General features: G+C 66.0%; 24 protein-coding genes and 2 tRNA genes. 16 read left to right on the top strand and 10 right to left on the bottom strand.

The features are described 5' to 3' along the window. The first annotated feature begins 5 nt into the window (after window positions 1-5). From ABN273_RS27680 to ABN273_RS27705, 6 genes are all read left to right on the top strand, one after another. Window positions 6-1,544 carry a recombinase family protein gene (locus tag ABN273_RS27680; protein ID WP_349451953.1) on the top strand — a complete coding sequence of 513 codons (1,539 nt, stop codon included), beginning with the start codon at window positions 6-8 and terminating at the stop codon, window positions 1,542-1,544. A gap of 625 nt (window positions 1,545-2,169) precedes the next feature. After that, entirely contained in the window at window positions 2,170-3,024 is an 855-nt protein-coding gene (locus ABN273_RS27685) for a helix-turn-helix domain-containing protein (RefSeq protein WP_349451954.1), read from the top strand. An 84-nt stretch (window positions 3,025-3,108) separates the two neighbouring features. After that, window positions 3,109-3,450, top strand: coding sequence for a hypothetical protein (locus ABN273_RS27690; RefSeq protein WP_349451955.1), 342 nt, complete (start codon window positions 3,109-3,111; stop codon window positions 3,448-3,450). A 1,442-nt stretch (window positions 3,451-4,892) separates the two neighbouring features. After that, window positions 4,893-5,405 (top strand): replication initiator, encoded by a 513-nt coding sequence (locus ABN273_RS27695; RefSeq protein ID WP_349452162.1) that lies wholly within the window; start codon window positions 4,893-4,895, stop codon window positions 5,403-5,405. Further along, the gene (locus ABN273_RS27700; RefSeq protein ID WP_349452163.1) at window positions 5,405-5,608 is read left to right on the top strand and encodes a helix-turn-helix domain-containing protein; all 204 of its coding nucleotides are present in this window, start codon (window positions 5,405-5,407) and stop codon (window positions 5,606-5,608) included. Before ABN273_RS27695 ends, ABN273_RS27700 begins: the two co-directional genes overlap by 1 nt. Further along, window positions 5,608-6,954: a tyrosine-type recombinase/integrase gene (locus ABN273_RS27705; protein WP_349451956.1), complete on the top strand. Its 1,347-nt coding sequence runs from the start codon at window positions 5,608-5,610 to the stop codon at window positions 6,952-6,954. Before ABN273_RS27700 ends, ABN273_RS27705 begins: the two co-directional genes overlap by 1 nt. 85 nt (window positions 6,955-7,039) lie before the next feature. On the opposite strand, the gene ABN273_RS27710 is transcribed toward ABN273_RS27705, so the two are convergent. Continuing rightward, window positions 7,040-7,129 (bottom strand) — tRNA-Ser (locus ABN273_RS27710). Window positions 7,130-7,314: 185 nt separating this feature from the next. Next, on the bottom strand, window positions 7,315-7,878 hold the full coding sequence (locus ABN273_RS27715; protein ID WP_349451957.1) for a YceI family protein: 564 nt from the start codon (window positions 7,876-7,878) through the stop codon (window positions 7,315-7,317). 106 nt (window positions 7,879-7,984) lie between these two features. Between ABN273_RS27715 and ABN273_RS27720 the strand changes: the two genes are divergently transcribed. Further along, window positions 7,985-8,473 carry a MarR family winged helix-turn-helix transcriptional regulator gene (locus ABN273_RS27720; protein WP_349452164.1) on the top strand — a complete coding sequence of 163 codons (489 nt, stop codon included), beginning with the start codon at window positions 7,985-7,987 and terminating at the stop codon, window positions 8,471-8,473. 1 nt (window position 8,474) lies between these two features. On the opposite strand, the gene ABN273_RS27725 is transcribed toward ABN273_RS27720, so the two are convergent. Continuing rightward, window positions 8,475-8,972, bottom strand: coding sequence for a SigE family RNA polymerase sigma factor (locus tag ABN273_RS27725; RefSeq protein ID WP_349451958.1), 498 nt, complete (start codon window positions 8,970-8,972; stop codon window positions 8,475-8,477). Window positions 8,973-9,189: 217 nt separating this feature from the next. On the opposite strand from ABN273_RS27725, the gene ABN273_RS27730 reads away from it, so the two are divergent. Then, window positions 9,190-10,134: a hypothetical protein gene (locus tag ABN273_RS27730; protein WP_349451959.1), complete on the top strand. Its 945-nt coding sequence runs from the start codon at window positions 9,190-9,192 to the stop codon at window positions 10,132-10,134. A gap of 7 nt (window positions 10,135-10,141) precedes the next feature. Continuing rightward, window positions 10,142-10,933, top strand: a complete 792-nt coding sequence (locus ABN273_RS27735; protein ID WP_349451960.1) for a MauE/DoxX family redox-associated membrane protein — start codon at window positions 10,142-10,144, stop codon at window positions 10,931-10,933. Window positions 10,934-11,036: 103 nt separating this feature from the next. Here ABN273_RS27735 and ABN273_RS27740 read toward each other — a convergent pair whose 3' ends face one another. After that, window positions 11,037-12,218, bottom strand: coding sequence for a DUF8462 domain-containing protein (locus tag ABN273_RS27740; protein WP_349451961.1), 1,182 nt, complete (start codon window positions 12,216-12,218; stop codon window positions 11,037-11,039). A 221-nt stretch (window positions 12,219-12,439) separates the two neighbouring features. Between ABN273_RS27740 and ABN273_RS27745 the strand changes: the two genes are divergently transcribed. From ABN273_RS27745 to ABN273_RS27755, 3 genes are read left to right on the top strand one after another with little or no spacing between them, the layout of a single operon-like run. Next, window positions 12,440-12,925: a SigE family RNA polymerase sigma factor gene (locus ABN273_RS27745; RefSeq protein WP_349451962.1), complete on the top strand. Its 486-nt coding sequence runs from the start codon at window positions 12,440-12,442 to the stop codon at window positions 12,923-12,925. Then, the gene (locus ABN273_RS27750) at window positions 12,922-14,112 is read left to right on the top strand and encodes a TolB family protein (RefSeq protein ID WP_349451963.1); all 1,191 of its coding nucleotides are present in this window, start codon (window positions 12,922-12,924) and stop codon (window positions 14,110-14,112) included. Before ABN273_RS27745 ends, ABN273_RS27750 begins: the two co-directional genes overlap by 4 nt. 11 nt (window positions 14,113-14,123) lie before the next feature. Continuing rightward, window positions 14,124-14,582 (top strand): MaoC family dehydratase, encoded by a 459-nt coding sequence (locus ABN273_RS27755; RefSeq protein WP_349451964.1) that lies wholly within the window; start codon window positions 14,124-14,126, stop codon window positions 14,580-14,582. 512 nt (window positions 14,583-15,094) lie between these two features. Here the strand turns inward: ABN273_RS27755 and ABN273_RS27760 are convergent. Then, on the bottom strand, window positions 15,095-15,727 hold the full coding sequence (locus ABN273_RS27760) for a response regulator (RefSeq protein ID WP_349451965.1): 633 nt from the start codon (window positions 15,725-15,727) through the stop codon (window positions 15,095-15,097). A gap of 4 nt (window positions 15,728-15,731) precedes the next feature. After that, window positions 15,732-16,973 carry a sensor histidine kinase gene (locus ABN273_RS27765; protein ID WP_349451966.1) on the bottom strand — a complete coding sequence of 414 codons (1,242 nt, stop codon included), beginning with the start codon at window positions 16,971-16,973 and terminating at the stop codon, window positions 15,732-15,734. Window positions 16,974-17,268: 295 nt separating this feature from the next. Between ABN273_RS27765 and ABN273_RS27770 the strand changes: the two genes are divergently transcribed. Continuing rightward, window positions 17,269-17,341 (top strand) — tRNA-Arg (locus tag ABN273_RS27770). Here ABN273_RS27770 and ABN273_RS27775 read toward each other — a convergent pair. Beyond that, window positions 17,307-17,648, bottom strand: coding sequence for a hypothetical protein (locus ABN273_RS27775; protein ID WP_349451967.1), 342 nt, complete (start codon window positions 17,646-17,648; stop codon window positions 17,307-17,309). The genes ABN273_RS27770 and ABN273_RS27775 overlap by 35 nt on opposite strands. Before the next feature lie 85 nt (window positions 17,649-17,733). Between ABN273_RS27775 and ABN273_RS27780 the strand changes: the two genes are divergently transcribed. Further along, window positions 17,734-18,114 carry a DUF4265 domain-containing protein gene (locus ABN273_RS27780; protein ID WP_349451968.1) on the top strand — a complete coding sequence of 127 codons (381 nt, stop codon included), beginning with the start codon at window positions 17,734-17,736 and terminating at the stop codon, window positions 18,112-18,114. Window positions 18,115-18,231: 117 nt separating this feature from the next. After that, entirely contained in the window at window positions 18,232-18,657 is a 426-nt protein-coding gene (locus ABN273_RS27785) for a transposase (protein WP_349451969.1), read from the top strand. Window positions 18,658-18,824: 167 nt separating this feature from the next. On the opposite strand, the gene ABN273_RS27790 is transcribed toward ABN273_RS27785, so the two are convergent. Then, window positions 18,825-20,468: a protein kinase domain-containing protein gene (locus ABN273_RS27790; RefSeq protein WP_349451970.1), complete on the bottom strand. Its 1,644-nt coding sequence runs from the start codon at window positions 20,466-20,468 to the stop codon at window positions 18,825-18,827. A 961-nt stretch (window positions 20,469-21,429) separates the two neighbouring features. Here ABN273_RS27790 and ABN273_RS27795 point away from each other — a divergent pair. Further along, window positions 21,430-23,265, top strand: a complete 1,836-nt coding sequence (locus ABN273_RS27795; RefSeq protein WP_349451971.1) for a serine/threonine-protein kinase — start codon at window positions 21,430-21,432, stop codon at window positions 23,263-23,265. A gap of 164 nt (window positions 23,266-23,429) precedes the next feature. Here ABN273_RS27795 and ABN273_RS27800 read toward each other — a convergent pair whose 3' ends face one another. After that, window positions 23,430-23,804: a hypothetical protein gene (locus ABN273_RS27800; protein WP_349451972.1), complete on the bottom strand. Its 375-nt coding sequence runs from the start codon at window positions 23,802-23,804 to the stop codon at window positions 23,430-23,432. Between the two features lie 610 nt (window positions 23,805-24,414). Continuing rightward, window positions 24,415-24,948: a site-specific integrase gene (locus ABN273_RS27805; RefSeq protein ID WP_349452165.1), complete on the bottom strand. Its 534-nt coding sequence runs from the start codon at window positions 24,946-24,948 to the stop codon at window positions 24,415-24,417. Window positions 24,949-25,957 lie beyond the last annotated feature (1,009 nt).

Below are 25,957 nucleotides of genomic sequence, written 5' to 3' on the forward strand. Positions count from 1 at the left end.
GCGGCATGACGACTCCTCCCCCTAGAGCAGGTGGGCGGACCCACCTGGACATTGACCCTGACCAGCTCGTATGGGCACTGTATGGCCGTGAGTCGTTCGACGGGACGGGCGATGCCGAGCAGGTCACCAACCAGCTCGCCGACATGCGGACCCACGTGGCGGGCGTCGGCGGGACCATCGGCAAGGAGTTCCCGGAGAACAACGTCTCGGCGTTCCGGCGCGTGCGCGTGCTGTTGCCGGACGGCACCTACGGCTATCGCGTGGTGCGTCCCGACTGGGACGCGATGATGACCGCGCTGCGGCGGGGGCACTTCAACGCGCTGTGCCTGCCGAACATCGATCGGGGCATGCGTGATCCCCGTGACCTGGAAGACCTGATCGATCTGGTCGAGCATTACGGCGTCTACGTCACCAGTATGACGGGCACCATCGACCTGACCACCGATGAGGGCATTTCATCGGCGCGACATGAGGTCAATCAGCGTAACCAGGAATCGCGAAACATGTCGCGCCGCATGCAGACGGGGAATCGGCGGGCCGCGATGAAGGGCCGCAATTCGGGTGGCGGGACCCGTCCATTCGGATGGCGCAACGATCGAGTCAGGGTCAACAAGCGCGAGGCCAAGCATATTCTCCGGGAAATCCCGCGCCTGCTGTCGGGAGTCCGTCCAGCGACAATCGCGGTCGAGTGGAACGAGCGCGGTATCCCGACTGTCAGCGGTAAGGCGAAATGGCGGGCAATGACGATTGTCCAGATCTTCACCAATCCGCGCCTGTGTGGCTGGAAGATCTATCGCGACGAGGTTCTTGCTGACGCCGACGGCAACCCGGTTAAGGGTGTGTGGGAACCGATCATCACCGAAGAACAGCATCACGCTCTCATCACTGCGATTCGCCCGCCGAAGGTGGCGCGGAAGAATCGTGGGCGCGGGCACACTATGAAGTATCTTCTGTCGCCGTTCATTCGGTGCGGAAAATGCAACGCGCGCATGTATGGAGGCATCGCGGAATACAGCAAGAAGACTGGTGAGCCGGTTGTGGTTTACCGGTGTCCTGCTAAAGGGTGGGGCGGGTGCAACGGTGTTGCCCGCCAGGCTGTGCCGTTCGATGAGGCGATAACCGCGCTGGTGCAGATGGAGCAGGCGAAGATCAAGCTGCGTAAGGCCAAGGAGGTTCCGCCTTGGGACAAGGAAGACGAGCTACGTGACCTTATGAAGCAGATCAAAGAATGCACCGAAGCGTATAAGGCCAAGCGGATCACCGGGGGACGCTTCTTCGCGCTCATCGAAGATCTAGAGCGAGACGAATCGCGTCTGAAGGCGGAAAAGCGGAAGCATGAAGCCAAGCGGGAGACGCGGGCGGCCCTGGAGATTCCCGATCTGGCAGACGAGTGGGGCCGTCCGGACTTCACTCTTGAACAGAAGCACGCCGCCATAGCCAAGAGCATCAAGGCCATCATTATCCATCCCGCGTCTCGGCGCGGGCGCGTGGCATTCGACCCGGACAAGGATCTCACGATCGTATGGAACGACGAAGACGAGTAGCGATTCTCCGCATAAAGAGGAACCCCCGCCGGTTGTCCGGTCGGGGGTCTCTCTGTTTTTGGTTTAGTCGTCGCCGATATCGAGGCCGTAGATTGCCGCGACGTTGCGCGCCCATGTGTTAGACCTTTCCGGCGCGCTTTCCAACTGGCGTCGCGCCCACTCCTCCAGAGCGGGGTTTACCACCTTCTTTCGCTTTCCGCGCTTACGGGATTGCTTACTCGCTTGGCATCACCTCCCTTCAACGGGTGGCGTGCGGCCACTTCATCGCTTCTTTTGGCATTCCTCCTCCCGAGTGATAACGCGCTCGCGATTGTCCGCGCGGACGTTCGCGAGCGAACTTTTCCTTTTAACGAACCATGCTGAGCCGCCGTTCCGGCATGGTCAATCGCGTCTGCCGACATGGGTTTCGCGCCCAATGCCCGCAGGAAGGCCCTATGTGGCCCTAGAAGGCGCTTGGGAAGGCTTGGAGGGATCTGTGTTCCCGGGTAGCGGCGGTCCCGTCTCCGTGGCGTGTAGCCCGTTGAGAGGGGCATGGAGCCATCTCTTCAAGGCAAGGAACAAGACGCAACATCACGGTTATGGTGACTGGAGACCGAGACCACGCGGCAAACACGGAGGTCACACCATGTCCAGCCCTCAGCGACGCCTAGACGAAGCGCGAGGAATACTCGCAGCTCGTCTGCGTGAGATACGGAGCGCATCCGGAATAACCGGCCGTGACCTGGCACAACAGGTCGGATGGCACTTCAGCAAGGTCTCAAAGCTAGAGAACAACAAGCAACTCCCGACCGAGACCGACGTCCGGGAGTGGTGCCGCATCTGCGGCGCCGAGTCTCAGACGACAGATCTCATCGCCAGCGTCCGGAACGTGAACGCCTTCTACACCGAGTGGCGGCGACTCGAAGAGACCGGCATTGGCCAGGTGCAACGGTCGTTCCTCCCGCTGTACGAGCGAACGAACCACTTCCGGGTCTTCCAGCACAGCGCGATCCCCGGACTCGTCCAGAGCGAGGCATACGCGCGCGGGCACCTGTCGAAGGTCGTCGGCTTCCGGGGCATCCCGGACGACGTAAACACGGCCGTCGAGGCGCGCATGAAGCAACAGGAAGTCATCACGACCGGCGCACGCCGGTTCGCGTTCCTGATCGGCGAGCAGGCGCTTCACACGCCGTTCTGCGCTCCGGCCGACATGGCGGCGCAGATGGACAAGCTCGCAGAGCAGACACGGCGCGCGAACGTCAGTCTCGGCGTGGTCATCTGGCGACCCGACACCGTGATCTGGCCGCCAGAGAATTTCTGGATCTACGACACTGAACAGGTGCGCGTCGACACGGTCCCCGGACAGGTCCGGGTCAAGGCTCCCGGCGACGTCGCACTGTATGAGAAGGCGTTCCAGACGCTTTCAGAGTCGGCCGTCTACGGTGACGAAGCGCGCGCACTCTTCGCGTCGGCCCGACAGGAGTGGGCCGGACAGAGCTGACCAAAAGGGATGTTGCGAAGGGTCCGCGAGAAACATCAAGCAACACCGTGGACCCTCGCAATCCGGCTTCCGTACCTTCCTGGCATGGACGCCTTGACCAGCCGTCAAGCACAGCCCACCGACAAGGTGGCCGTCGAGATCAACGGCATGTTGATCAACGTTCCGAAGAACACGACGAACGTGTATCTCGTGCAGGCGCATGTCAACCCGACCAAGCCTGAACACGTCTCCGGATCGATCCTCACGACCGATCTCATGTTCGCCTGGACGTGGTTGATCGAGGCGCTTGCTGAGGGCGGTTGGGGCGAAGTGGTCGCGTTCGACGTGGCGATCAAGAAATGCCCCCGCTGGTGTCGCAACCTGGGCAGAATCGACGGGCCGACCAAGTACCCCAACCCGCTGCGGCACACCCCTGTCGAGCCATGACCGCGCCATGCAGGTCCCGCCTTGAGTGGGCCCCATACAACTCGCACGGGACGCGATCAAGGATCAAGGAGTTCATCACCCGGGAGTCCGTCGAGTACGAGCAGTGCATCGAGGGCGGCGCGTACCTGATCAGACGGACGAAGCGGAACACCGCCGGAAAGCCCACGATCATGGAGATCGGCCGTGGCCTGAAGCGGACCGAGGTTCTTGATCTCTGGAAGATGATCGTTAGCGGAGACGCTGGCTAAACAGCCCTGCACGCTGCGTAAGCAAGGCACGGCTGGCGCTCAGATGGCGATTCCGCTGGAAGTAGCTACCCGTGCGGGGGATCGAAACCCCCTCCTGAGCCGGTTTCCGGGGTGGTTGCCGCTTTGACTGCTACCTGCTACCGGCCAGGTCAGCGCATGTTTTGGGGTGCTAGCGGGGGTGCTTCCGGAAGTAGGCAAGGGTACTTCCGGAAGCACCCCGGGAAGTGCCCCTGCGACTGAGGTGGATGTGACGGAGCGTGATTTTTCTCGGGGCAGGGGTCGGGGGCAGTGAGCGAGGTGATAGCAGGGGACGGGCGTGGGGTCAAAACCCGCGTTTGAGCGGGTTCCGGGGTGCTCGTGAATTTGGCTGCTATCGTGCTATCAGCCTGTTCGGAGGCGGTTTTTGCCTGCTAGCGGGGTTGCTATCGCTAGCAGGTGATGCTGCTAGCGATAGCAGCCATCCGGCGGCGGACGACGGTCACGGTCCGTGGCGAAAGTTTGTGCACGTGCACGGGCGTGCATGCGTCGCATAGGTGCAGACGCGCGCGAGGCGTGCACGATGCACGTTTCCGTGACGGTCGGTAATCGTCTCACTTGTCTCATCTCAGCGTGTCTGTCGCCCCCTAGACGCGCAGACGCGTGTGAGATTGAGACGATTGAGACGTTGAGACGATTACGGAACGTCCACCACGATGCACAGGGCGGCGCGTGCGGTAGAAGCGAGCGTGAGGGTGACAAACCACCTCCTTCCGGAAGCGGCCCCTACAGGCCGCCCATGCGATCAATCGAGCGCGGCGGGATGACGGCTGGGGCGTTGCCCTCGGGCGGGGTGGCAGTCAGTAGCGCGCCGGTGGGCGTCAAACCCCCTCCTGAGCCGGTTTCAGGGGCATGGGGCAGTTTGCCTACTGCCTACTACCGGCCTGTTCAGAGACGCTTTTGGGGTACTAGCAGGGTTACTGCCGACAGTAGGCGAACCCACTGCCGACAGTAGGCCCCTGGCAGGCATCTCACGGGCGTCGGTGGCGCTGCGGGACCCGACATGACAGAGCGATCCCCGCCGTGCGCGGAAACAGCGGGGATCTCAGATGTCGCGGTCTTTAGTCGTCGAACGCCTCATGATCTCTTTGCGCCGATCTGCTTACGATCAGATCTGTTTGCACTGGTCACAGCACGCATCTAAGTCGTGGTAAGAGAATTGCCGTTTACCTCACCAAGTCGCTTGGTGACAGCCTCGACCCGGACGACCAGGCCCAGCGCGATCACGCTGCACGCCTGGCTGAGGCGCTGCGCTATGAGCCCTGCTCCCCGACCTGCCCGAACTGGCTCCGTTACGGCATCCAGCCCAAGGGCGCCAAGCCGGGGATGGCTCCCGGCCAGTGTCGGGGCAAGGCCCACAAGCCCGACCATCTCGGCTACGCCGGACGCCGCGTCCTGGTCTCTCGCAAATGGTCCAACAAGACCCTGGCCGAACACAAGCAAGACCGCCGTACCTGGGTCCTGGAAGCCCTCGGTCAACCCGACGAACCGACCGACCCACACCGCTACGTCTGGAAGCCGATCCCGGCCGGTGACGCCACCCTCACGCCCCTCGCCGTCCGACTCCTTCGCGCGGTCCACGAACGCCAACGCTGGCGCGCTCACATGGCCCAGCTCCAGGCCCAAGCAGACGGCCAAGATCTTTCGGCAATTCGAGAGGAGGCCGCGTGATGGAGCCTCTGTTCTATCGGCCGAAGGACGCGGCCCTGCTGCTCGGGATGAGCCGGACCGCAGTGTTCCGGTTGATCAAGACCGGTGAGCTCAAGTCGATCAAAGAAGACGGCTACCGGCTCGTCCCACGTTGGGCGCTCGTCGAGTTCGCCCATGCGCTGGAGATTAGGGCAGGTCTGGCGCGAACGGAGGATGCGGCGTGATGGCGAAGAAACCGAATGGACGCTCCTCCATCTACCTCGGCAAGGACGGTTACTGGCACGGCTGGGTCACGATCGGCATCAAACCCGACGGCTCTCCTGATCGTCGCCACCGGATGGCCAAGACCGAGACCGAGGTAACCCGCAAGGTCGCCGAGCTGGAAGGCAACCGCGAGACGGGACAGGTCACCAAGCCGGGCCGCGTGCCCACGGTCGCCGAGTGGATGACCGAATACCTCGACGTGATCTGTGAACGCCTGGTGGCCTCGGGCAAGATGGCTCCGCGCACGCTGGCGGACTACCGTTCCAAGACGCGCCACTGGATCATCCCACTCCTCGGCCGACACAGGCTGAACCGGCTCGCCCCTGAGCATCTCGACACCGCGTACACGACGATGCTGGACAAGGGGCTGTCCACAAGCACGGTCCTCAAGGTGCACCGCATCATCTCCCGCGCCCTCAAGGTGGCCGTCCGACGCGACAAGGTCACGCGGAACGTGGCCACCCTCGTGGAGGCACCCACAGCCGCGGAAACCGAGATCGAGCCGCTGACGCGCGAGGAGGCCCGCCGCATCCTCGACGTGGCCAAGACCAAGAGGAATGGCACCCGCTGGTCAGTGGCCCTCGCACTCGGCATCCGTCAGGGCGAGGCCCTCGGGCTCCGCTGGTCGTACATCGACATGGACACGGGCGAGATCCGGGCCTGGTTCCAGGTACAGCGCCAGGAGTGGCGGCATGGCTGCAACGACCCGCACGCATGCGGCGAGAAGTGGCACCGCCGGCCATGTCACAAGAAATGCAAGATCCACGGTCACCGACCGACGTGCAAGCCGGGTTGCACCCAATCAGGGCATGTCTGCTACAAACGGCCCTGTCTCAAGGACTGCACCGGCCATGCGGACAAGTGCCCCAAGCGCACCGGCGGCGGCCTGGTCTTCCGCCAGCGCAAGGGCAAGAGCAAGCTCACCCTCCAGTGCCCGCCCGAGCTCCTCGCCCAACTCAAGGCTCACCGCGAGATACAAGACGCCGAGCGGGAGAAGGCGGGAGACCGATGGGAAGACCACGACCTGGTGTTCGCGACCAAGCACGGCACGCCCATCGAGCGCACCGAGGACTGGAAGGTCTGGAAGGCCATCCTCAAGCAGGCCGACGTCCGGGACGTCCGAGTCCACGACGCCCGGCACACCGCCGCAACACTTCTCATCGAGCAGGGTGTGAACATCCGGGTCGTTCAGCAAGTCCTCGGCCACACCAGAGTGACCACCACCGAGCGATACACCCACGTATCCACACCCTTGATGCGCGATGCGGGGGAGCGGCTCGCCTCCGCTCTCTGGGGAAATCCCTAGCCGTTGCAACTAGCCCTGCAACTATGACGCCCTCGAAGATTAAAAAAGGCCCTCTCCCCGATCAAGGGAGAGGGCCTTCCGCCTGCGGAGGATCGGGGATTTGAACCCCGGATGGGCGGTAAACCCAAACCGCATTAGCAGTGCGGCGCCATAGACCTGACTAGGCGAATCCTCCTGGAGGCCATCGCGGCTCAGCACAGCGTACCGGCCTTCTGGCGAGGCGGCAAAGCGATTGCTCCCCCGCCCTTCACCAAGAGTTATCAACAGCCTGTGGGTAACTGCCTGTGGATGAAGCCCGCCCAGAGCGTGGACAGGCTTCGGGGCTGTGGATAACGTACATCGAACGCCGGGAACGCCAGGCTACGCGGCCGGGTTCGCCTCGCCCTCGATCTCGATCTTGATCTTCTTGCCCACCAGGACGCCGCCGGTCTCCAGGGCCTGGTTCCAGGTCAGGCCGAAGTCCTCGCGGTCGAACTCCGTGGTGATCGAGAAGCCCCACACCGAGGCGCCCCACGGGTTGGTGCCCGCGCCACCGTACTCGACCGTGAGCTCGACCTCCTTGGTCACGTCACGGATGGTCAGGTCGCCGACGACGGTGAACTCGTCGCCCGAGTGGCTGACCACGCGGCCGTTCCTGAAGGTGATCTGCGGGAACTTCTCGGCGGCCAGGAAGTCGTCGCCGCGCAGGTGGCCGTCGCGGTCGGCGATGCCCGTGTCGATGCTGCCGGCGTCGATGGTGAGCTCGGCGGTGGACTCCAGCGGGTTCTCGGCGATCGTGACCGAGCCGCTGAAGGTGCCGAAGTGACCGCGGACCTTGCTGACCATCATGTGCTTGACCAGGAAACCGATGCGGGTGTGGGCCACGTCCAGGTTGTAGGTCCCGGCGGCGGGGATGGCCAGGGACTCCCAGGTGCGCGTGGTCATGGAGTTCTCCTCAGAGGGGTAGTTGCTGTGCGGATGTCTGCGGCAACAAATGTCTACACGAGGAATATTCCTCACGTCAACTATTGTCCGCTAGGCTATGGACGTGATGGATTTTGACGACCCGCGCTTGACGGCCGTTGGACTGCTGGCGGAGGCGCACACCGGACTGATGGCCAGGCTCCAGCCGGCGCTCGATCTCGCCGGGTTGTCGGGGATCGATTTCGAGACCGTCATCAGGCTGGCCCGCTCACCGGGACAGCGGCTGCGAATGAGTGATCTTGCTGCGCAGACCGAGCTGTCGACGAGCGGGGTGACCAGGGTCGTCGACCGGCTGGAGCGGGAGGGGCTGGTGACCAGGCAGGCGTGCGCCAGCGATCGGCGAGCCTCCTACGCCGCGCTCACCGAGGCCGGGCGGGCGCGGCTGGAGTCCGTACTGCCACAGCATTTGAACGACATCGAAGAATGGTTCACCGGGCTGCTGGACGCGGAAGAGCTGGAGACGTTCCTGGGCACCCTGCGGAAGATCAGAGATGTCGTACGGCCGTGCGCCACAGCAGGCGCACAGGAGGCGCAAGCCGCGACTCAGTGCCCATGAGTCAGGGAGTACGGCGTCCCAGCGCGTTCCTGAGCTTGGCCATGGCCCGTGACACCGTGCTCTTGACCGTGCCCACGCTGATCCCCAGCGTCCTGGCGATCTCCGGCTCGGTCATGTCCTCGTAGTACCGCAGCACGATCGCCGCCCTCATCCGCTCCGGCAGCGAGTCCAGGGCCTGCTCGAGCTGCTCGTGCACATCCCCGTGCGGCTCCTCCGAAGAGGCGCACATCTCGGGCAACTCATCCGACGGGTACTCCTCCAGCTTGCGCCGCCGCCACTGCGAGATGTTGATGTTCACCATGGCCCGCCGCACATAGCCGTCCAGCGCCCCCCGGTCCTCGATCCGGTTCCAGGCGAGGTACGTCTTGGTCAGCGCGTTCTGCAGCAGATCCTCCGCGTCCAGCGGATGCCCGGTGAGCTGGTGAGCGGTGCGCAGCAGGGCGGGACCGCGCGCCCTCACGTACTCGCGGAACTCGTCTTCCCAGCCGGTGGTCTGCATCGTGGCCAGAATCGCAGCCTGATGCCCTATTGGGCCTGAACCGGAATTCAGGTTTCGGTCCGCCGACGATAAAGGTAGGTCAAGGTCGGTGGCGGTTTGTTCGTCGCCGGGTGTCAACTCACTTCCCCGGGGATGCGTATTTTGATCCCCTCTGCGCCGGTACGGTGTGAGCTACCCCCAAGTCGTGTGAATCTAGTACCCGACGAGGGAGGGGCCGATGGGGTATCCGAGCGTTGAGCGCCGCAGGGTGCTCGCCGCGGCCGCGCTCGGCCGCGAGTCCGGCATCCCAGGCCCCGATCCCGACAACGGAGAGCCTTTACGCGCCGTCGCCGGTGAGATCATGGACGTCAGCCCGCACCTGATCATCATCGAGACCCCCGCGGGCGCCGAGGAGCGGCTCGTGATCGCCCCCTGGGCCACCGCCTGGCACGGGCAGGACGTCGCGCCCGCCGATCTCGGCGCGGGCTCCATGGTCACGATGCGGACGCGTGCGGGGCGCGTCGTCGAGCGGATCTGGGCCGACACCACCCGCATCACCGGGACGATCCAGTCGATCAGCGGACGCAGGGACCTGACGGTCGAGCTCGACTGCGGGCCCCACCGCGGCCACCGGACGATCACCATCCCCTACCGGGCGTCGGGGCGGCTGCAGGTGCGGCATCCCATGTTCGAGCCCGGGTACCTGTTCGACGCGATCGGGATCAGGCAGGAGGGGACGAGCCTGGCCCTGCTGCCCGCGACCTCGCAGCCTCCCTACCCGGCCCGCGCGGTGCCCGCCCCGCCGCCCGCGTACGCCGGGCTCCAGTCCCGCATCGCCGGCCCCGCCACCTGGTCGGACACGTTCGACCAGGAGGAGCGGGGCGCCGCGTACCCGATGCTGGAGCGACAGGACACCGGCTGCCCGGATGCCGGGGTGTCGTGCACGGGGCTGCCGTACCTCGCGGTGGGGTCATTGCTCCAGGTCAGGAACCTCTGCTCACAGCGGAACGCCAACGTGCCCGTGGTGGCGTGCGGCTGCGTGGCCGGGCGTTTCTGCGACCGCTGCGTCGAGTGCGACACCTCGCCGCGCGGGCGGATCGTGGAGCTGTCGCCGTTCTCCTACGTGGAGCTCGGCGGCGACTTGGTCAAAGGGTGCTTCAACGCTCAGATCGGATTGGGGTGACGCGGGCGTGCTCGGATCGCAACTGCCGCTTCTGATCGTGCTCCTTCTCGCCGGCATGGTGGCCAAGGTGAGCACCGTGCGCTCCGGAGGTGAGCCAGGCGCGCTGTCCAGGCTGGGGCCCGCGGTCCTGGTGCCGGGCCGCATGCAGGCCCCCGCGCTGCTGATCTGCGCGGGTGGCGAGGTGGTGCTGGCCACGGGGCTGCTGGTCACCGCGCATCCGATCTTCCGGTGGGGTACGGTCGCCTTCTTCGCCTTGTCCACGTACGTGCTGCTGGAACTGCGCAGGCGGCGGCCCGACGCGGGCTGCGGCTGCTTCGGCGAGGTGAGCTCGGCGCCGGTCGGATTGCGCTCGATCGGCAGGACGGTCGCGTTGACCGGGATGGCCGGGGTGTCGGTGTGGGCGCCGGTGCCGGGCTGGCTGGCCGTGATGCACCCGTCCTGGCTGACGGTTGCGGGGGCCGTGGTGCTGGCGCTCCTCTCCCCCGAGATCGAGGAGCTGATCGACCGCGTACGGTTCCGCGCCCCCTGCGAGCAGCGCCGCGGCCCCGCCGAGTCGGTCACGCTCGCGCGCCTCAGGGCGAGCGGCACGTGGCGGGCCCACGAGGGCGAGCTGGCCTCGGCCGAACCGTATGACACCTGGCGCGAGCTGTGCTGGCGCTTCTTCGCCTTCCGGAACCACGACAAGGACGACGTCGTCTTCGCCGTCTACCTCAGCGGCCGGCGCCCGGCGGTGCGGATGGCCGTGGTCAGCGGGGAGGGTAGCGGGTCTCTGCCGGAATATACGCCAGTATCGGCCTGACGCTATAAAGCGTTATATTCCGCTCGACAGGCACGGCGATATAGCTCTATTGGGCTGTCTAGCTTCCCCACTAGACAGCCCAATAGAGGTCTAGGGGCGCCGCTCAGACCGGCTGAGCGCGCAGGAACTTCCCGAAGTGCGGCACCGTGAACGCGATCAGGCCACGCTCGGCGCTGTAGATGAGCCCTTTCTTGATGAGGCTGTCACGGGCGGGCGAGAGGCTGGACGGCTTTCGCCCGAGGGCGTCGGCCACCTCCGCGGTGGCGACCGGCTCGTCGCCGATCTGCGCCATGGCGTGCATGTAGTCGCGCTCGGCCGGGGTGGCCCGCTCGTAGCGGCTGCCGAAGAACCCGACCGCGAGCTCCTCCTCGGCCTCCGGCGCGGAGACCTTGACGTCTTCGATGGTGATCGGGCTGCGCGGGGCGAGGTCCCAGGCGACCTTGCCGTACGCCTGCACGAAGTAGGGATAGCCGTCGGCCGCCTCGTAGAGAGCGTCGAGGGCCTCTTGGGTGAACTCCACCTCTTCCTCGCGCGCCGGCAGGATCAGCGCGAGATCGGCCGCCTCCCGGTCGAGTTTGTCGATGCGCGCGTAGCGGAAGAGCCGCTCGGAATAGCTCTTGCTGGCCGACAGCACGCTCGGCAGGTGCGGCAGCCCGGCGCCCACGACGATCAGCGGCCCGCCCGACTGTGACAGCTCGTGGCAGGCGGCGCAGAGCGCGGAGACGTCGGCGGGCTGCACGTCCTGCATCTCGTCGATGAACAGCGCGATGCCCACCGCCAGGTCGGTGGCCACGCCCGCCGCGTCGACGAACAGCTCGGTGAGGTCGATCTCCAGGTCGCCGGAGTCGGCGCGCCCGCGGCTGGCGGGCACCTCGATGCCGGGCGACCAGTGTGAGGTGCCCTTGGCCGCCGCCGGATCGCGCATGGCGAACGCCTTGAGCACCCCGAGGAACTCCTCGATGCGCTCGGGCGCGCGGTGGCGCGGGGCCAGCTCGCGGATGGCCATGTGCAGCGCGGCCGCCACGGGACGCCTGATCGACTGGTCGGGCCGGGCCTCGATCTTGCCCGTGCCCCACAGCCGCTGCATGGCCATGGACTTGAACGTGTTGAGCAGGACGGTCTTGCCGACGCCCCGCAGGCCGGTGACGACCATGCTGCGCTCGGGACGGCCGCGGGCCACCCGCTCCAGCACGACCTCGAACTGCTGCAGCTCACGGTCGCGCCCGGCGAGCTCGGGGGGACGCTGGCCGGCGCCGGGGGCGTAGGGGTTTCGCACAGGGTCCACGCTCTCGGACTTTATTGCCGGATATAGCGGCCGTCTTAGATTTGGGAAGAAAGTGCTACGGCGTGTCCGAGCAGGGGCGGTCGCGAGCACCGTCATCGGACACACCCCTTCCCACCAGGCCGAACCCTTGTTCGATTGCGGTACCTAGAACTGTAGCGCGGACTCGAACACCCATGCGATGGTTTCAAGTAAAAGATCTTTGCAACAGTGCGGACCCTCCCGTGCGTCTGGGTGATGTGGAGTTCGAGGATTTCGTCCGGACGCGCGGTTCGGCCCTGCTCAGGTACGGCTACGTGCTCACCGGCAACGCCGATGACGCAGCCGACCTCGTGCAGGAGGCGTTGCTCAAACTGAGCGGCTCCTGGCGCAGGGTCCGCAACAAGGAGAACCCCGAGTCGTACGTGCGAACGATCATGACTCGGCAGCACATCAGCTGGTGGCGCAGCCGACGCCGGGAACGCGTGACGGACGACCTCCCCGAGGGCTCGTACACCGACGACCACGCCTTCGGGGAGCTGTGGAAAGAGCTGGCCGCGCTGCCCCGCAAACAGCGGGTCGTCCTGGTGCTGCGCTACTACGAGGACCTACCGGACAACGAGATAGCGGAGATCCTCGGCATCTCCCGCGGAACCGTGCGAAGCCAGGCGTTCCGCGGGCTCAACGCGCTGCGGGTCAACCCGTCGGTGCTCGAAAGGGGACGGGCATGAGGACAGTGGACGAACTGGCGGACGCGCTGCGAGCGGCGGCCGAGCGCGCCCCGCACGAAGGCGATCTACTGGCGGGCGTCGCCGCCCGCCGGCACCGCAGGAACCGGCGACGCCTGCACATGCTCGCCGCCGCGGCCGCCGTGGTGGTGCTGAGCGTGGGGGTGAGGGGCGTCGTTCTCTCCGGCGCGGGCAAGGTCGAGGTGGCCACGCCCCCGCGTCCCACCGCGACGCTCGACCGGCTTCTGGCCGAGCCCATGCCGGTGGAGAAACTCTGGCCCGAGGCGGTCTTCACGATGCCCGCCAAGAGCGCCGACGGCATGCACTACTACCCGGTCACCGGCGCCAGCGCCACAGAGGTTCTGCTCCTGGCGAAGTCACCGCTGAGGAAGACGAGCAGGATCGAGGTGTACGACTCCGCCGCCAAGAGGTCCCGCGTGCTCGCCGACCTACCCATGCCACGGAGCTACTCCGAGGCGATGGTGACCACAGACGGAAAGAACGTCGCCTGGTACAGGACCGCCACGAGCAACGGCCGGATGGAAATCTGGACGGTACCGCTGGCCGGCGGCAAGGCCAGGCTGGTGACCACGCTGTCCGGCGACCGCGGCATCAGCGGGATCGCGGTCGACGGGGACCGGATCGTCTGGTCGGAATGGCCCGGCCGCGCCGGCCAGACACCCCGAATGTGGCACATCCCCCTCACGGGCGGCGTCCCCGAGCGGCTCCTCACCGGAGACGGCCTGTACCTGGACACGTGGCCGTGGGGGGGCAACGCGCTCCCGGGCGCCTCCGATGACGACCACAACCAGACCAAGGTCGTCGATCTGCGGTCCCGGGCCACGTTCAGCGTGACCGTCCGGCCCGGGACCAAGGGGCTGCGCTGCGGGCCCCGCTGGTGCTTCGGCCGTAACGGGACAGGCGGTTTCCTCCAGCGGATCGACGGTTCCATGGTGCGAAGGCTCGACGGGTTCGGCGGTCCGAAGCCGTTCTCGATGCCGCCGATCCTCGACCGGTTCGTGGCTGTCAAGAACGGGGTCTACGATGCCGAGACCGGCCGGTCGGCCGCGATCAGCGGCAGGTGGATCTCCCTCGGCCTGCTCAACCAGCCCAGCACGGTCATCTACTGGGGAGACAAGCGCGACACGTACCACGTGCTGAACTTGGCAGCCGTCCCGCCCGCGCAATAGCGTTCGGAACCATGCGGACCTTCGCGAATGTTCAGGAGCTCAAAGCGGCCGTCGGCGAGAAGTTCGGCCCGACCGAGTGGCGCACCGTCACCCAGGAACAGGTCAACCTCTTCGCCGACGCCACCGACGACCACCAGTGGATCCACGTCGACGTGGAGCGGGCCAAGGAGGGGCCGTTCGGGGGCACGATCGCCCACGGCTACCTGAGCCTGTCACTGCTGCCGTCGTTCATGTTCGAGATGGTCAAGGTCGAGGGCATCGCGATGGGGGTCAACTACGGCCTCAACAAGGTCCGCTTCCCCAAGCCGATCCCCGTCGGCGCCCGGATCAGGGCCGTGGGCGAGCTGCTCGACGTCAAGGGCACCCCGGCCGGCTACCTGTCCAACCTGAAGATGTCGATCGAGGTCGAGGGCGAGAAGCGGCCCGCTTGCGTCGCCGAGACGCTCAGCCTGTACGTCCCCGCCGAATAAGCCACGTTTCACGTGCAACAGTAACGCGCCCTCATCGATCCCTGGGTTCGTGGAAGATTTCGACGAGTTCGTCCGAGCCCGGGGCGACGCGCTCCTCCGGTACGGCTACGTGCTGTCCGGCAGTTCCGAGGACGCGGCCGATCTCGTACAGGAGGCGCCCGGCCCGCCTCGGCGACGCCTGGTCCCGCGTGCGCAACAAGCACGTCCCCGAGGGGTACGTGCGCACGACCGGTCGATCCGACGGACCCGGGGCGACGGCAGGGCTCGGTAAAATGGATTCCCCGGCACGCTGGGCACGCCCATATCGCCCGGCGACCTGTCGTTCGTCCCCTCCGGGATGCTCTTCTGGGACCAGGACGCGCAGCCGCGTGAGAGCGAGAAGATGACCTTGGGAGCCAAGGAGTGGACGGTCGTCGACTTCCTGGCCGTCACACGGTGATCGCCACGACCGCTACGGCGGCGAGAAGTCCGAGATAGGCCAGAACGAGCCGGGTGTCAGCATTCCGCTCTGTCTAGAGCGCCTCCCCCGAGTAGTAAATCGCCGCCTGCACCCGGCTCTTCAACCCCAGCTTGTTCAGAACCCGGCTGACATGCGTCTTCGTCGTGGCCTCCGCCATCTCGAGCTCACTGGCGATCTCGGCGTTGGACAGCCCCCGCCCGATGCACGCCAGCACCTCCCGTTCCCGAGGTGTCAAGCTCCCCGGATCGGCCGCCGGTTCCCGGCGCGGCAGCTGTCCGGCGAACGCCGCGATCAACTTGCGCGTGACCCCGGGCGAGATCAGCCCGTCTCCCCGCGCCACCAGCCGCACGGCCTCGACCAGCGAGTCGGCGTCCGTGTTCTTCAACAAGAATCCGGCGGCTCCCGCCCGCAGCGCTCCGAAAACATACTCATCGAGGTCGAACGTGGTGAGGATCAGCACATCACAGATGCCCGCCAGCTCCCGGGTGGCGGAGATGCCGTCGAGCCGCGGCATGCGTACGTCCATCAACACCACATCGGGCCGCAGCTCCCGGGCCATGGCCACGGCCTGCTCCCCATCCCCGGCCTCACCGACGACCTCGATATCGTCGACCCCTTCCAGGATCAGCACGATTCCCGCCCGGACGGCCGCATGATCGTCGGCAACCAGCACCTTGGTGGTCATCGGCTCACGCCCCCTCCGGCCGTACTTCCAGAACAGACGGGGACCGTTCCCCTTCTCCACGAGAGCCCACCACCGGCTCCCGATCCCGATCCCAGCCGCCGACCGGCAAAGCCTGATCGTCGGCTGTCGGAAGGACGGCCACCACCCGCCACAAATCACCGTCGCCCGAAGACCCAGCCTCAAAGGAGCCGCCGACCAACGAGGCCCGCTCCCGCATGCCGATCAACCCCGCCCCGGCCCCGGGCAACCGCGCACCACGCCCGCCGACCGCGTTCTCCACACTCACCAGGACCCGCCCCACCTCGTACGAAATGACCGCCCGAACAGGCGAGTCGCCATGCTTGAGCGCATTGGTGAGCGCCTCCTGCAGAATCCGATATCCGGCCAGATCAACGGAGGCGGGCAGTTCGCCAGGAAGCCCCTGGATTCGCAGCTCGGCGACCAGTCCGGCCCGCGTGACCCTTTCCACCAACGTCTCCGCATCGGCCAGCCGAGGCCGCGTGGCTTCCGCGGGATCGTCACCCTCCTGACGCAACAGCCCGATCATGGCCCGCATCTCGGCCAGCCCTTTCACGCTGTTCTCCCGTACGGACTCCATGATCTTGCGGACCGTCGCCGCATCCAGATCCTTACGGGAAAGCGCGGCGGTGGACTGGATGGCGATGGCACTGAAATGGTTCGCGATCATGTCGTGCAGCTCGCGCGCCATCCGGGTGCGCTCGGCCGCGACCGCCGCCTGCCGATCGAGCTCAGCCAGATGAGCCACCTGCTCGGCGCGTACCCGCTCCGCCGCCGCCCGATCCCGCTGCTCCCGCAGAACCAGCGCAGTGGTGACGGGAGTGACCAGCACCAGCCCCGCCTGCACCCCCATGACGGCGAGCATCCGCCAGTCCTCGGCGAAGAGCCCGGCCACGGCCCCGGCCGCAACCGCCAGCGCAGCGGTGATGAAGAGCAACCACCGAGCAAAGCGAGCCGGCCCGTAAAGCGCGGCCGCATAGAGGTTGTCGGTGAAAATCAGCACCGTCGCCAACGACGGCCCCACAAAGGCGTCGATCGCGACCGCCGCAACCCCCAGCCCCAGCGAAGCCAGCGGCGCCCGCTGCCGCACCACGACCCCGGCACAGGTGATCGCCAGCGGCACACACAAGACCCAGGTGGACACCCCACGTTGCAGGACGGCCCCGCCCGCGATGAGGACCACCCCCATCGCGAAGGCCACCCCGGCTCCCAGCGCCTCCCGCTTCATGCCCCCATCTCACCACCCCGGGCGGCCACTTCCCTCCTGCGAAGGACCCGCCTGTGGATACACCCTTCGATGTATCCACAACCACCACGCGGTCCCCCGCCATCGTCAGGATCACCTCCCAACCACCCCACCCAGCGCCCAGACCCCCGCCGACTCCGTGTCCGGCCTGCTCAAAACGCCTCCGACCACCCTCTCCCGGCTCCTTGGCCATGCGAGAGGGACCAGGACGAGCCCATGGTTGCCGTATATGGTTCGAGGCACTCCGCAGAACCCGCTATGCTTGCTTACGCAGCGAGCGGCCGTAGCTCAATGGATAGAGCATCTGACTACGGATCAGAAGGTTGGGGTTTCGAGTACCTCCGGCCGCACCCAGCTCAAAGGCCCTCCGGGATGATCCCAGAGGGCCTTTTTCGCGGCCGTACAGCAGTGTTGTACAGCGACGCAGGCCCACGCAGCCGGTCTCCTACAGACAACGAAGACGACGAACCCCGTAGGGGCGTCGCGGTGCTTGACGATCTCCAACGCCACTTGGAGATGCTGCCTGAGCCAGGCCACCAGCGTGCCCGCATACCCGCCGTCGGCCAAGATCAGCGTGATCTTCTCGAACCAATCATGCCGGCACTCCAGTGCGGACTCCGGACCCGCTTCAGGCGTATCGCGACCAGCTTTATTCATGGGCACTCGTCAGCCTGCGCGATCATGTGGACATGGATCTCACACCCCCTCCGAACGCCTTCCCCCAGAGCCCGGCCTGATCAAGGTGTGGTTTCAGTTCGTACCTCGGGAAGGCTGGCTTCCCTACGACACCGAAGGGCTCTGGGCCACGCGCTTGAGCCGCGACACCGCCCGTGTGGCGAACATCCCGTTCCTGCAGGACGGGGTCGCCGAGGGCGACGTGGTGCGCTTCATCACCGACGACGACGGTCTTCACTGGGCCTGTGAGCGGGTGGAAGCGTCGGGCAACTGCACGATCCGAGTCCTGCCGGTGCCCGATGGACCGCTGGGACGAAGCGCGCAGCCCGTGCACGAGCAGTTGGCCCCGTTCGGCCAGGACGGGGCGTCCTTCAGCACGGAGCTTCCCCTAGGGCACGCATCGAGTCGTGATCAATCTGCGGGGATCGCCCTCGCGGCCGGGCCCTAGCTACTTGCTCCTGAAGAAGTCTCCGGGGTAAGTGCTTCCGACCTCGGCAATCACAGCGCGTGGAGGCCTAACGAGTTGAGAATGACGTCAGTGTCGTTTCCGCCAGGGTGGTGGCCGGTGCTGCGGGTCTCGGGACAACAGATCGCGTTATGGGAGGCGCTGTTGCCGGAGGAGGTGACGCGACTGCCGCAGGAGTTGGCCCAGATCGACGCCTACCTCGATGATGAGCGGTTCATCGCGCCGTGGCGGAGCATGTTTCACGCCCGGCTGGGCCACCCGTCGGTGCCCGTTGCCAGCCTGGTGCGATTGCTGTATCTCAAGCACCGTTACCAGCTGGGCTATGAATCGCTGTGCCGGAAGGTCGCCGAGTCCATCAGCTGGCGTCACTTCTGCCGGATTCCTGATTTTGCCGATGAGGAGTGGATCTGGCGCAAAGTCCGTGAAGCGATCACATATCGTCATCGCTTCACGGACTTTGCGCCAGATCCTCAGTTCCGACAGCACCCAGAGCCGATCCGGCCCCGGAGTGTCGATGAGAAGTGACAGCACCCTCGGGCCTGTAAAGCGACGACGCGGTCGCGTTCTCCCAGCTGTTCGACCCAGCGCACGCTGGTCAACTGGGAGGCATATCCGAGCGGATGACGGTTGTAAGACCGACGCGGTAGAGGACCATATCCTGTCGGGGCGCACAGAGGCGCCGTGCCCAGCAGTCAGCCGTCGAGCTTCGCCGCCTGCATGGCGGACAGGCGGCGGACGTAGACGGCGGTGACGACCACCGTTGGTGCTACCAGCACGTGCAGGGCCAGGCTGATAAAGAAACCCAGCCCGAAGTAGGAGCTGTTCCGCCAGCCCATGAAGGTCAACTGCCACCACGGAGCCCAAAAGATGGGCCAGGTCAGGAGAGTAACCAGCCAGAAGGCCCACCACGTGTGCAGTACACCGACGGGAGCCATCGTCCGTTCCTGACCAGGCAGGCTGGAGGCGTGCCAGACATCGTCAGCGACCTGCTTGGGCAAGAAGAGATTCCCCACCGGTATGAACCAGCCGATCACCGCCATGGATGGGCGATATCGCAGTCGCCCGGGCGTGAACTCCTCGGCGACCTGGCGTACGCGAAAAAACCAGAGCAGCCAAGCCACCACTAGCCCCGCCCCGGAGACCACCTGGGCACACCACAGCAACAGTGCGATCGGCTCCCATGGTCTCTCCTTGATATTGGTGGTGAAGGCTGCGTATCCCCACTTAGACGCGGCGAGCTGGTGGACGGCCGTGAGCACGGATATCAGGGTGAAGAGGGCGAGCATCCAGTAGACGGCGTTCCGATGGCTGTCGAGCGGGCCGCCGCCGTGCCCGCGGCGGCGTTCGTCGACCAGCAAGGGCTGCGGTGACAGCGGCTGGCCCGCGTGGCCGGGCGGTGGTGGTGCCATCGTTCGGGGGCCGTCACCGTCCGTGCCGCCGACGGGGTGTTCGGCGGCGGTCAGCGCCAGGGTTCGGCGTTCGGCGATGACCTGGGTGAGCGCCTCAGGCAGCCACCGCCCATGGCCGGGCGAACCGAGCGCGGTGAGGTGGGTCAGCACTTGCTCCAGGCCGGGCCGGGCGGCGGGGTCCTTGGCCAGGCAGGCCGCTACCAGAGCGGCCAGTGGGGCGGGCACTCCGTGCAGGTCGGGGTCGGCGTGCACCACCCGGAAGAGAACCGCGTGAACGGGGCCCCTTCCGAAAGGGCTGTGGCCGGTCGCGGCGAAGGCCAGCACGCAGCCGAGCGAGAACACGTCCGAGGCAGGGCCGACCTTCTGGGCCGTGGCCTGTTCGGGGGACATGAACGCGGCGGTACCCAGCACGGTGGAGGTCTGGGTGTGGCTGGTGGCGTCCAGGGCGCGGGCGATGCCGAAGTCGATCAGACGGGGTCCGTCCTCGGCGAGAATGACGTTGGCGGGTTTGAGGTCGCGGTGCACCACCCCGCAGGCGTGTACGGCGCCGAGCCCTTCGGCCAGCCCGGCTCCCAATACCGCGGCCGACTCCAGGGGGAGCGGCCCGTGGTCGTCGATGGCCTGATGCAGGGAGGGGCCGGGGATGTAGGCGGTGGCCAGCCACGGCCGGGCGGCGTCGGTGTCGGCGTCCACGACCTGGGCGGTATAGAAGCCGCCGACCTTGCGGGCGGCCTCCACCTCGGCGGCGAAGCGCCGCCGGAAGTGGGTGTCGTCGGCCAGTTCGGGGCGCACCACCTTCACGGCCACCAGGTGCCCGCCCGGGGAGCGGCCCAGGAACACTTGTCCCATGCCGCCCCCGCCGAGCCGCGCGTGCAGCCGGTAGGGGCCGATGTGGGTCGGATCGCCGTCGGGCAGGGGGTCGGCCATGGCACCGCTTCCGCGTAGAGATCTTTGCCGCTTGGTGTTGATGATCCCAAACAGGTGCGCTTCCTGGGGCAGATCTCTCGACCTGCGCTAACGCAATCGCCTATAGCGGGTGACAGCAGTCTCGACACCCAGCTGCGCCTGGTGTTCTTCCTCGACGCGATGAGGATGGCCACTGCTCGTCCCGGGTCAAGATCGTTCGTCCTCGGCTTCGTCTGCGGGAGCTCCATCTTGACCCGCTCCTCTCAGCGGCGGACCAGGCGCTTTGCCGAGGAAGAACAAGAAAATGGTCAGCCGGCGGCCTTGCCCGCGACGGTGGCGGCGTTGGCCTGGGCACGGGTCTGGGCGAGAGGGATCGACGAAGTAGTGGCCCTTCCCTCACCGCCGGCTGTGTTGTCCGATCGGCTCAAACAGTACTACGGCCGCCTCCGACGCCTACCCGGCTCACCACCCACTTCCCGAGATCATCGGTTATAGGGCGCACCACTCCAATGACATGTCTCCGCAGGTCACCGGCCGGGGAGGGCCTCCCCAGTTCCCGCCGCCACTCTCGATGCGTTCCGCGCCCCATACGCCGGAGAGTCCTTAACGACTGTACTTCCAGGATCTTCACCGCGTCCATGGCCTTCGCCCCGATTTCGAGAGGCTCGGCACTCCCTCGTCTCGCCCAGAGGCAGGCTGAGTAACGACGCCGCAGGCTTCGCTTCATGCTACGGACCGCACCGTCGCTCCCCCATCAGGGCTTTTGACGCTGGGCTTCGGCCCCGCCCGTTTCCAGACGGAACCGCCAGCCTGCTACCGGGCCTCCTGGCAGCTACCCGGACCGGACTTCCGCCAGCAAGCGACGACGAGCTTACGAACAACAAGATCCACCGATACGTCACGGCTTCACCTCCTGCTCTGCTGGGCGCACGAGAAATTCTCAGTTGCTGCCGACAACATCAAGAAGCGTTAGCCTGCGAATGTGATCGATGGCGTTGGCGGGCAAGTCCTTGACGGACGCTTTGAGTTGGTGGAGCGGCTGGGCAGCGGCGGGATGGGCACCGTGTGGCGGGCGCGTGACCTGGCGCTGCATCGCGAGGTCGCGGTCAAGCAGGTCAGTCCGCTGGCTCCTGATCTCGTCCAGGACGCGGAGGCTTCCCGGGTGCTGCGGGAGCGGGTGCTGCGGGAGGCCCGCGCGCTGGCGCGGATCAGCAATCCGCACGTGGTGACAATTCATCACATCGTTGAGGAGGGTGCGGGTTCCTACCCCTGGCTGGTGATGGAACTGGTGCCCGGCGGCAGCCTGGCAGACCGGCTGGAGGAAAGGACGCGGCTGGAACCACAGGAGGCCGCCCGCATCGGCCACCAGGTCCTTTCCGCGCTGCGTACCGCGCACGCCGCAGGCATCTGCCATCGTGACGTGAAGCCCGCCAACGTGCTGCTGCGCCCTGACGGCAGCGCGGTTCTCACCGACTTCGGCATCGCCGCCCTCCAGCGGATCGGCTCCGCCGACACCGTGGCCCGGTCCGTGCCGCTGACCGCGACCGGCGAGCTCATCGGCACGCCCGAGTATCTCGCCCCGGAACGCATCCGGGGCAGGGACGACGTCCCCGCCTCGGATCTGTGGTCACTGGGCATCATGCTGTACGTCTGCGTAGAGGGCCACAGCCCGATGCGCCGGCCGACCGCACTGGCCACCATGGCGGCGGTCATCGACGGCGTGGTGCCACCGCCGGTCCGGGCCGACGCTCTGGCCCCCGTACTGCGGGAGCTCCTCGTAGCCGATCCGGCGGCGCGGCCCACGGTCGAGCGGCTCGACGCGATGCTGGCCGCCATCGCGGACGACGGCACGGTCCGCACCCGCTTACTGCCTGAACCGGACCGGCCCACGCCACCCGCCGTCACGGAACCGGAAGTTCACCCCCCGCCCACACTTCCCCGCTCGCCCCGCCGTAAGCGCGCCTGGCTCGCCGCCGGAGCCGCAGTACTGACCACGGTGCTGGTCGCGACCACGATCTACTTCGTGAACAATTCACAGAAAGCATCGACCGGCGGTCACAAACCCGCCGCCCAGAACAAGCTCGGCCTCTTGCGACCCGGCACCCTCAAAGTCGCTGTATACGATGGCACCGCCGTGGACCAGCCGGGAATCTATTCCGCTGAGGACGGTTCCCACGGCGCCAACCCAACCGGCCTCGACCCGGACCTGGCCCTCGCCCTCGGTGACCGGCTCGGCCTGAAGGTAGAGATCATCAGCGTCTCGACGCCAAGCCAGATGATCGACGGGGTGCTGAACCGAGACGGAGAGGAGACCGCGCGGTTCGATGTGGCCCTGCCGAGCACATTTCCCGCCGAGCAGAAACTCGACCTCATCCACTACTTCGACATCGGATTCGCGGTCTACGCCACGTGGAAGACCGCTCAGCGCATCCGCTCCAAAGCCGACCTCTGCGGCATGAGCATCTCGATGGACAGCTACGAGGACCTGGTGGAGAAGACGACTTACGAAAAGTGCGGCCCGAATCCCATCAAGCCGGCCATGAAAAACGGCAGGTTGGACGCATATGTCACCAGCCTTCCATGGGCCGTCGACCGTGCGCGGGACTCCAAGGGCGAGTTCCATCTCTCGAAAGCCGATCTGACCGAGGACGTCCCCCTCGTCATGGCCGTCGACAGCGCCAAACCCGCGCTACGCGACGCGATCGTGAAAGCGCTCAACGCACTGATCAAGAACGGCGAGTACGGCGAGATGCTCGCCGATCGAGGTCTGCAGGACGGCGCCGTCACCGCGGCCCGAATCATCCGCAGCGCCCCCTAGTTGCGCTCACCGTGCCGGCTGACGCAGACCTCGGGCAGATAAACACGCTGCTGACGCGCGGCAAAATGGACGGCTGGTGGCACTTCGAGGAGTCCTGCATCACCGACGCCTGGCGAAGCGCTTGACGATCGGTCCGTTCACGGGCGCGGAAGCCAGCAGCTTGCTCAGGAACCGCCGAGGCCCTCCCGGAGATGGTGAACCCAGTCTGCGGGGAAGACCTGCTCAAGCCGCTCTCTGCTGATCTCCAACATCCCCTCCTTCGCCAAGGGAAGAAGGGCACCGTCCTGAACGGCCTTGTGATCCTCGGGTGCCGGACAGATCAGGACGGCGAGGATCCGGCACGTCCGTTGAAGCTCCTCGATCCCGGTCGTGTGAATCATGCTCTTGATGGGCTCCCACGCCGTCCGTACGGCAAGACCCACCAGCGCTTCGAGGAGAGGGCTGCGACGCTCGGCCTCTCGGGACTGCATGATGACCGTCGTCACGTACTCCGGTATTTGGTCCATGGCTTTCGAGAACTTCTCGATGGCCTCGGCCATGGCGACGAGGAGGTCACACCAGAAATGATCTGTAAACTGTCTTCTGGACTCTCGTGGCTTGGTGCCGCCGAACCTCTTGTCCAGCTCCTCGATTACAGGGCCGGCAAGGATGTCTCCGACTTCCTGGATGCGTTCGATAGTGCTTGGGTTTTCGGATAGCCAATCAACGAGATCGACTGTGGCACTATCGGTAGCGGCTGCCTTTCTCCGCTTGGATGGCTCTCGTCGCCCTCTGGGAGGTCGGGTTGCGACCCAGTCGGAGTCGCTGCGGTCTCTCGCCTCTTGACGAGCAACGGGAGAGGGGTCGCGAGCCAGTATGAGGCCGTAGGTCCAGCCGTGCTGTGCCCCACCGCACGCGGAACATCCGCAGTGATGCCCCTTGGCCCGTTCACAATTCACAGGGTGCGTCATTCGCCCTCCGCTACGTTCGGCCGAAAGTGAACTGGCGACTCGCCGGGAAGCCCTATTCCTTTGAATCACAAACAACGAAAAGCGAAATGGTCACCGTAGTCAGTCCGGCATATCTCTTCGGCTACAAGAAGAGGCCGTACACGCACAAAAGGCCCTTTAGGTTGATCCCAAAGGGCCTTTTGTGGCAACGAAAGATTAGTTACGCTTCGCTTGAGCGGTCGAGGCTCTGATTGAGCCTGTCAAGCGCCTTACGGGTTTCCGGGCTGGGAATCTGGGTGTAGACATCCATGGTCATCGAGATCTGCGAGTGGCGCATGATGCGCATCGCCACACGCGGGTGGACGTCGAGGGCGGCCAGGAGCGAGGCACAGGTGTGCCGGGTGTCGTGGACGCGGATGCGAGGGACACCTGCCCGGCGGCAGTGGCTCTCGAAGGCCCGGTTGAAATTGCGCGGCTCGATGGGCGTACCCGTCCGAGTCGTGAACGCTAGGTCTGAGTCCTTCCACTCTTCCCCGGCAGCCTTGCGCGCCCCCTCCTGGACGCTCTTACGGTGCCGGAGAGCCGAGACACACAGACCGAAGAGCGGCAGAGAGGCCGTTGAGCCTTCGGTCTTGGTCGTATCGCGGTGGAGGAGTTGACCGCCCACTCTGGTGAGCTGGCGTGAGATCCAGAGCTGTTCGCCTACGAGATCCACGCAGTCCCAGGCCAGACCGAGCACTTCTCCACGGCGCAGACCCGTTCGGGATGCCGAGAAGCCTTACGGAGGCAGGCGCCGGCCACCCAAGCCCCGCCCTTTCTACTCCTGCCCTTGCCGCCACGCACACCACCACTGGGGAAAGACGCGGCAGGAGGCTGGCCCCTGCGCGCCCGCTCGCGGGCGGGCTGCGGCTCTTCGGCCGGTCCCGCCCGCGGCGGCGCGCGTGCCGACCAGCGGCACACCGTGAGCAGGGGACGGAACATAGGCGACATGGAGCATGCTCCGCTCCGCGTTCCTCAGGTCTCCCACCACAAGGCAGGAACCGCCAGCGGCCACCGCACAGCCCACGCGCGTCCGCGACGACAAGGGGGCGGAGAACACTCACAGGCTGCACCGAGGATGCAGGGGCCGCACGGCGAGACGGCCGGTTCCGGGGGTCACCGAATTGTTTCGGAGCCGAATCCATGGGGACCCCTCCAAGATCGTAAGAGAGGAGACGGAGGGGAAAGATCGTGGACAGGGGCGCCGCCCCTCCCCATTAATTTGATCACTGCAATGCCCCTCTTTTACGATCTTGCCCCATGGATCCAGCACCACCGCAACAATTCGGTGCCCCCCTGCATCACCAGCCCCAGTTGCATCTACCCTGAGCACTCCCACAGCGAGCTACGAGCAAGGTTCTTCTCGACGTTCGCTCCGGCTATTAGTTTCGTTATCTCTCCTGAGCAGGATCCTGAGGGTCTGACGAGCGTCGCGGCGTCGTTGCGCGCTACGAGATACGACGCCGACTACAGCCATGGCCCCTACGAGACAGCTGTATACGAGTCCTACAACGCTGCTGATATATGCGGCACTTGCTAGCGCTGACACTGGAGTCCACTCCCCTGTACGTTGGCCGGCCGGGAGGCTGGCGCACAAGCCCAGTAGGCCTCATTCAGTACCGTCCTGCCATCCCGGCCAAGCCGGTTGCGCACAAGTCCTCAGGTCAAGGATGCTATGCGAGGTATCCGGTCCGGACCGGTCCGGGTCAGGGTGGGTCGCTGGA

The organism is Nonomuraea sp. B19D2 (assembly GCF_040137845.1).
Lineage (GTDB): Bacteria > Actinomycetota > Actinomycetes > Streptosporangiales > Streptosporangiaceae > Nonomuraea.

Coding starts and splice junctions, on each gene's coding strand:
- ABN273_RS27680 (WP_349451953.1), top strand. CDS start 6: ATGACGACTCCTCCCCCTAGAGCAGGTGGGCGGACCCACCTGGACATT.
- ABN273_RS27685 (WP_349451954.1), top strand. CDS start 2,170: ATGTCCAGCCCTCAGCGACGCCTAGACGAAGCGCGAGGAATACTCGCA.
- ABN273_RS27690 (WP_349451955.1), top strand. CDS start 3,109: ATGGACGCCTTGACCAGCCGTCAAGCACAGCCCACCGACAAGGTGGCC.
- ABN273_RS27700 (WP_349452163.1), top strand. CDS start 5,405: ATGGAGCCTCTGTTCTATCGGCCGAAGGACGCGGCCCTGCTGCTCGGG.
- ABN273_RS27705 (WP_349451956.1), top strand. CDS start 5,608: ATGGCGAAGAAACCGAATGGACGCTCCTCCATCTACCTCGGCAAGGAC.
- ABN273_RS27715 (WP_349451957.1), bottom strand. CDS start 7,878: ATGACCACGCGCACCTGGGAGTCCCTGGCCATCCCCGCCGCCGGGACC.
- ABN273_RS27720 (WP_349452164.1), top strand. CDS start 7,985: ATGGATTTTGACGACCCGCGCTTGACGGCCGTTGGACTGCTGGCGGAG.
- ABN273_RS27725 (WP_349451958.1), bottom strand. CDS start 8,972: ATGCAGACCACCGGCTGGGAAGACGAGTTCCGCGAGTACGTGAGGGCG.
- ABN273_RS27730 (WP_349451959.1), top strand. CDS start 9,190: ATGGGGTATCCGAGCGTTGAGCGCCGCAGGGTGCTCGCCGCGGCCGCG.
- ABN273_RS27750 (WP_349451963.1), top strand. CDS start 12,922: ATGAGGACAGTGGACGAACTGGCGGACGCGCTGCGAGCGGCGGCCGAG.
- ABN273_RS27755 (WP_349451964.1), top strand. CDS start 14,124: ATGCGGACCTTCGCGAATGTTCAGGAGCTCAAAGCGGCCGTCGGCGAG.
- ABN273_RS27760 (WP_349451965.1), bottom strand. CDS start 15,727: ATGACCACCAAGGTGCTGGTTGCCGACGATCATGCGGCCGTCCGGGCG.
- ABN273_RS27765 (WP_349451966.1), bottom strand. CDS start 16,973: ATGAAGCGGGAGGCGCTGGGAGCCGGGGTGGCCTTCGCGATGGGGGTG.
- ABN273_RS27775 (WP_349451967.1), bottom strand. CDS start 17,648: ATGAATAAAGCTGGTCGCGATACGCCTGAAGCGGGTCCGGAGTCCGCA.
- ABN273_RS27790 (WP_349451970.1), bottom strand. CDS start 20,468: ATGGCCGACCCCCTGCCCGACGGCGATCCGACCCACATCGGCCCCTAC.
- ABN273_RS27800 (WP_349451972.1), bottom strand. CDS start 23,804: ATGGCCGAGGCCATCGAGAAGTTCTCGAAAGCCATGGACCAAATACCG.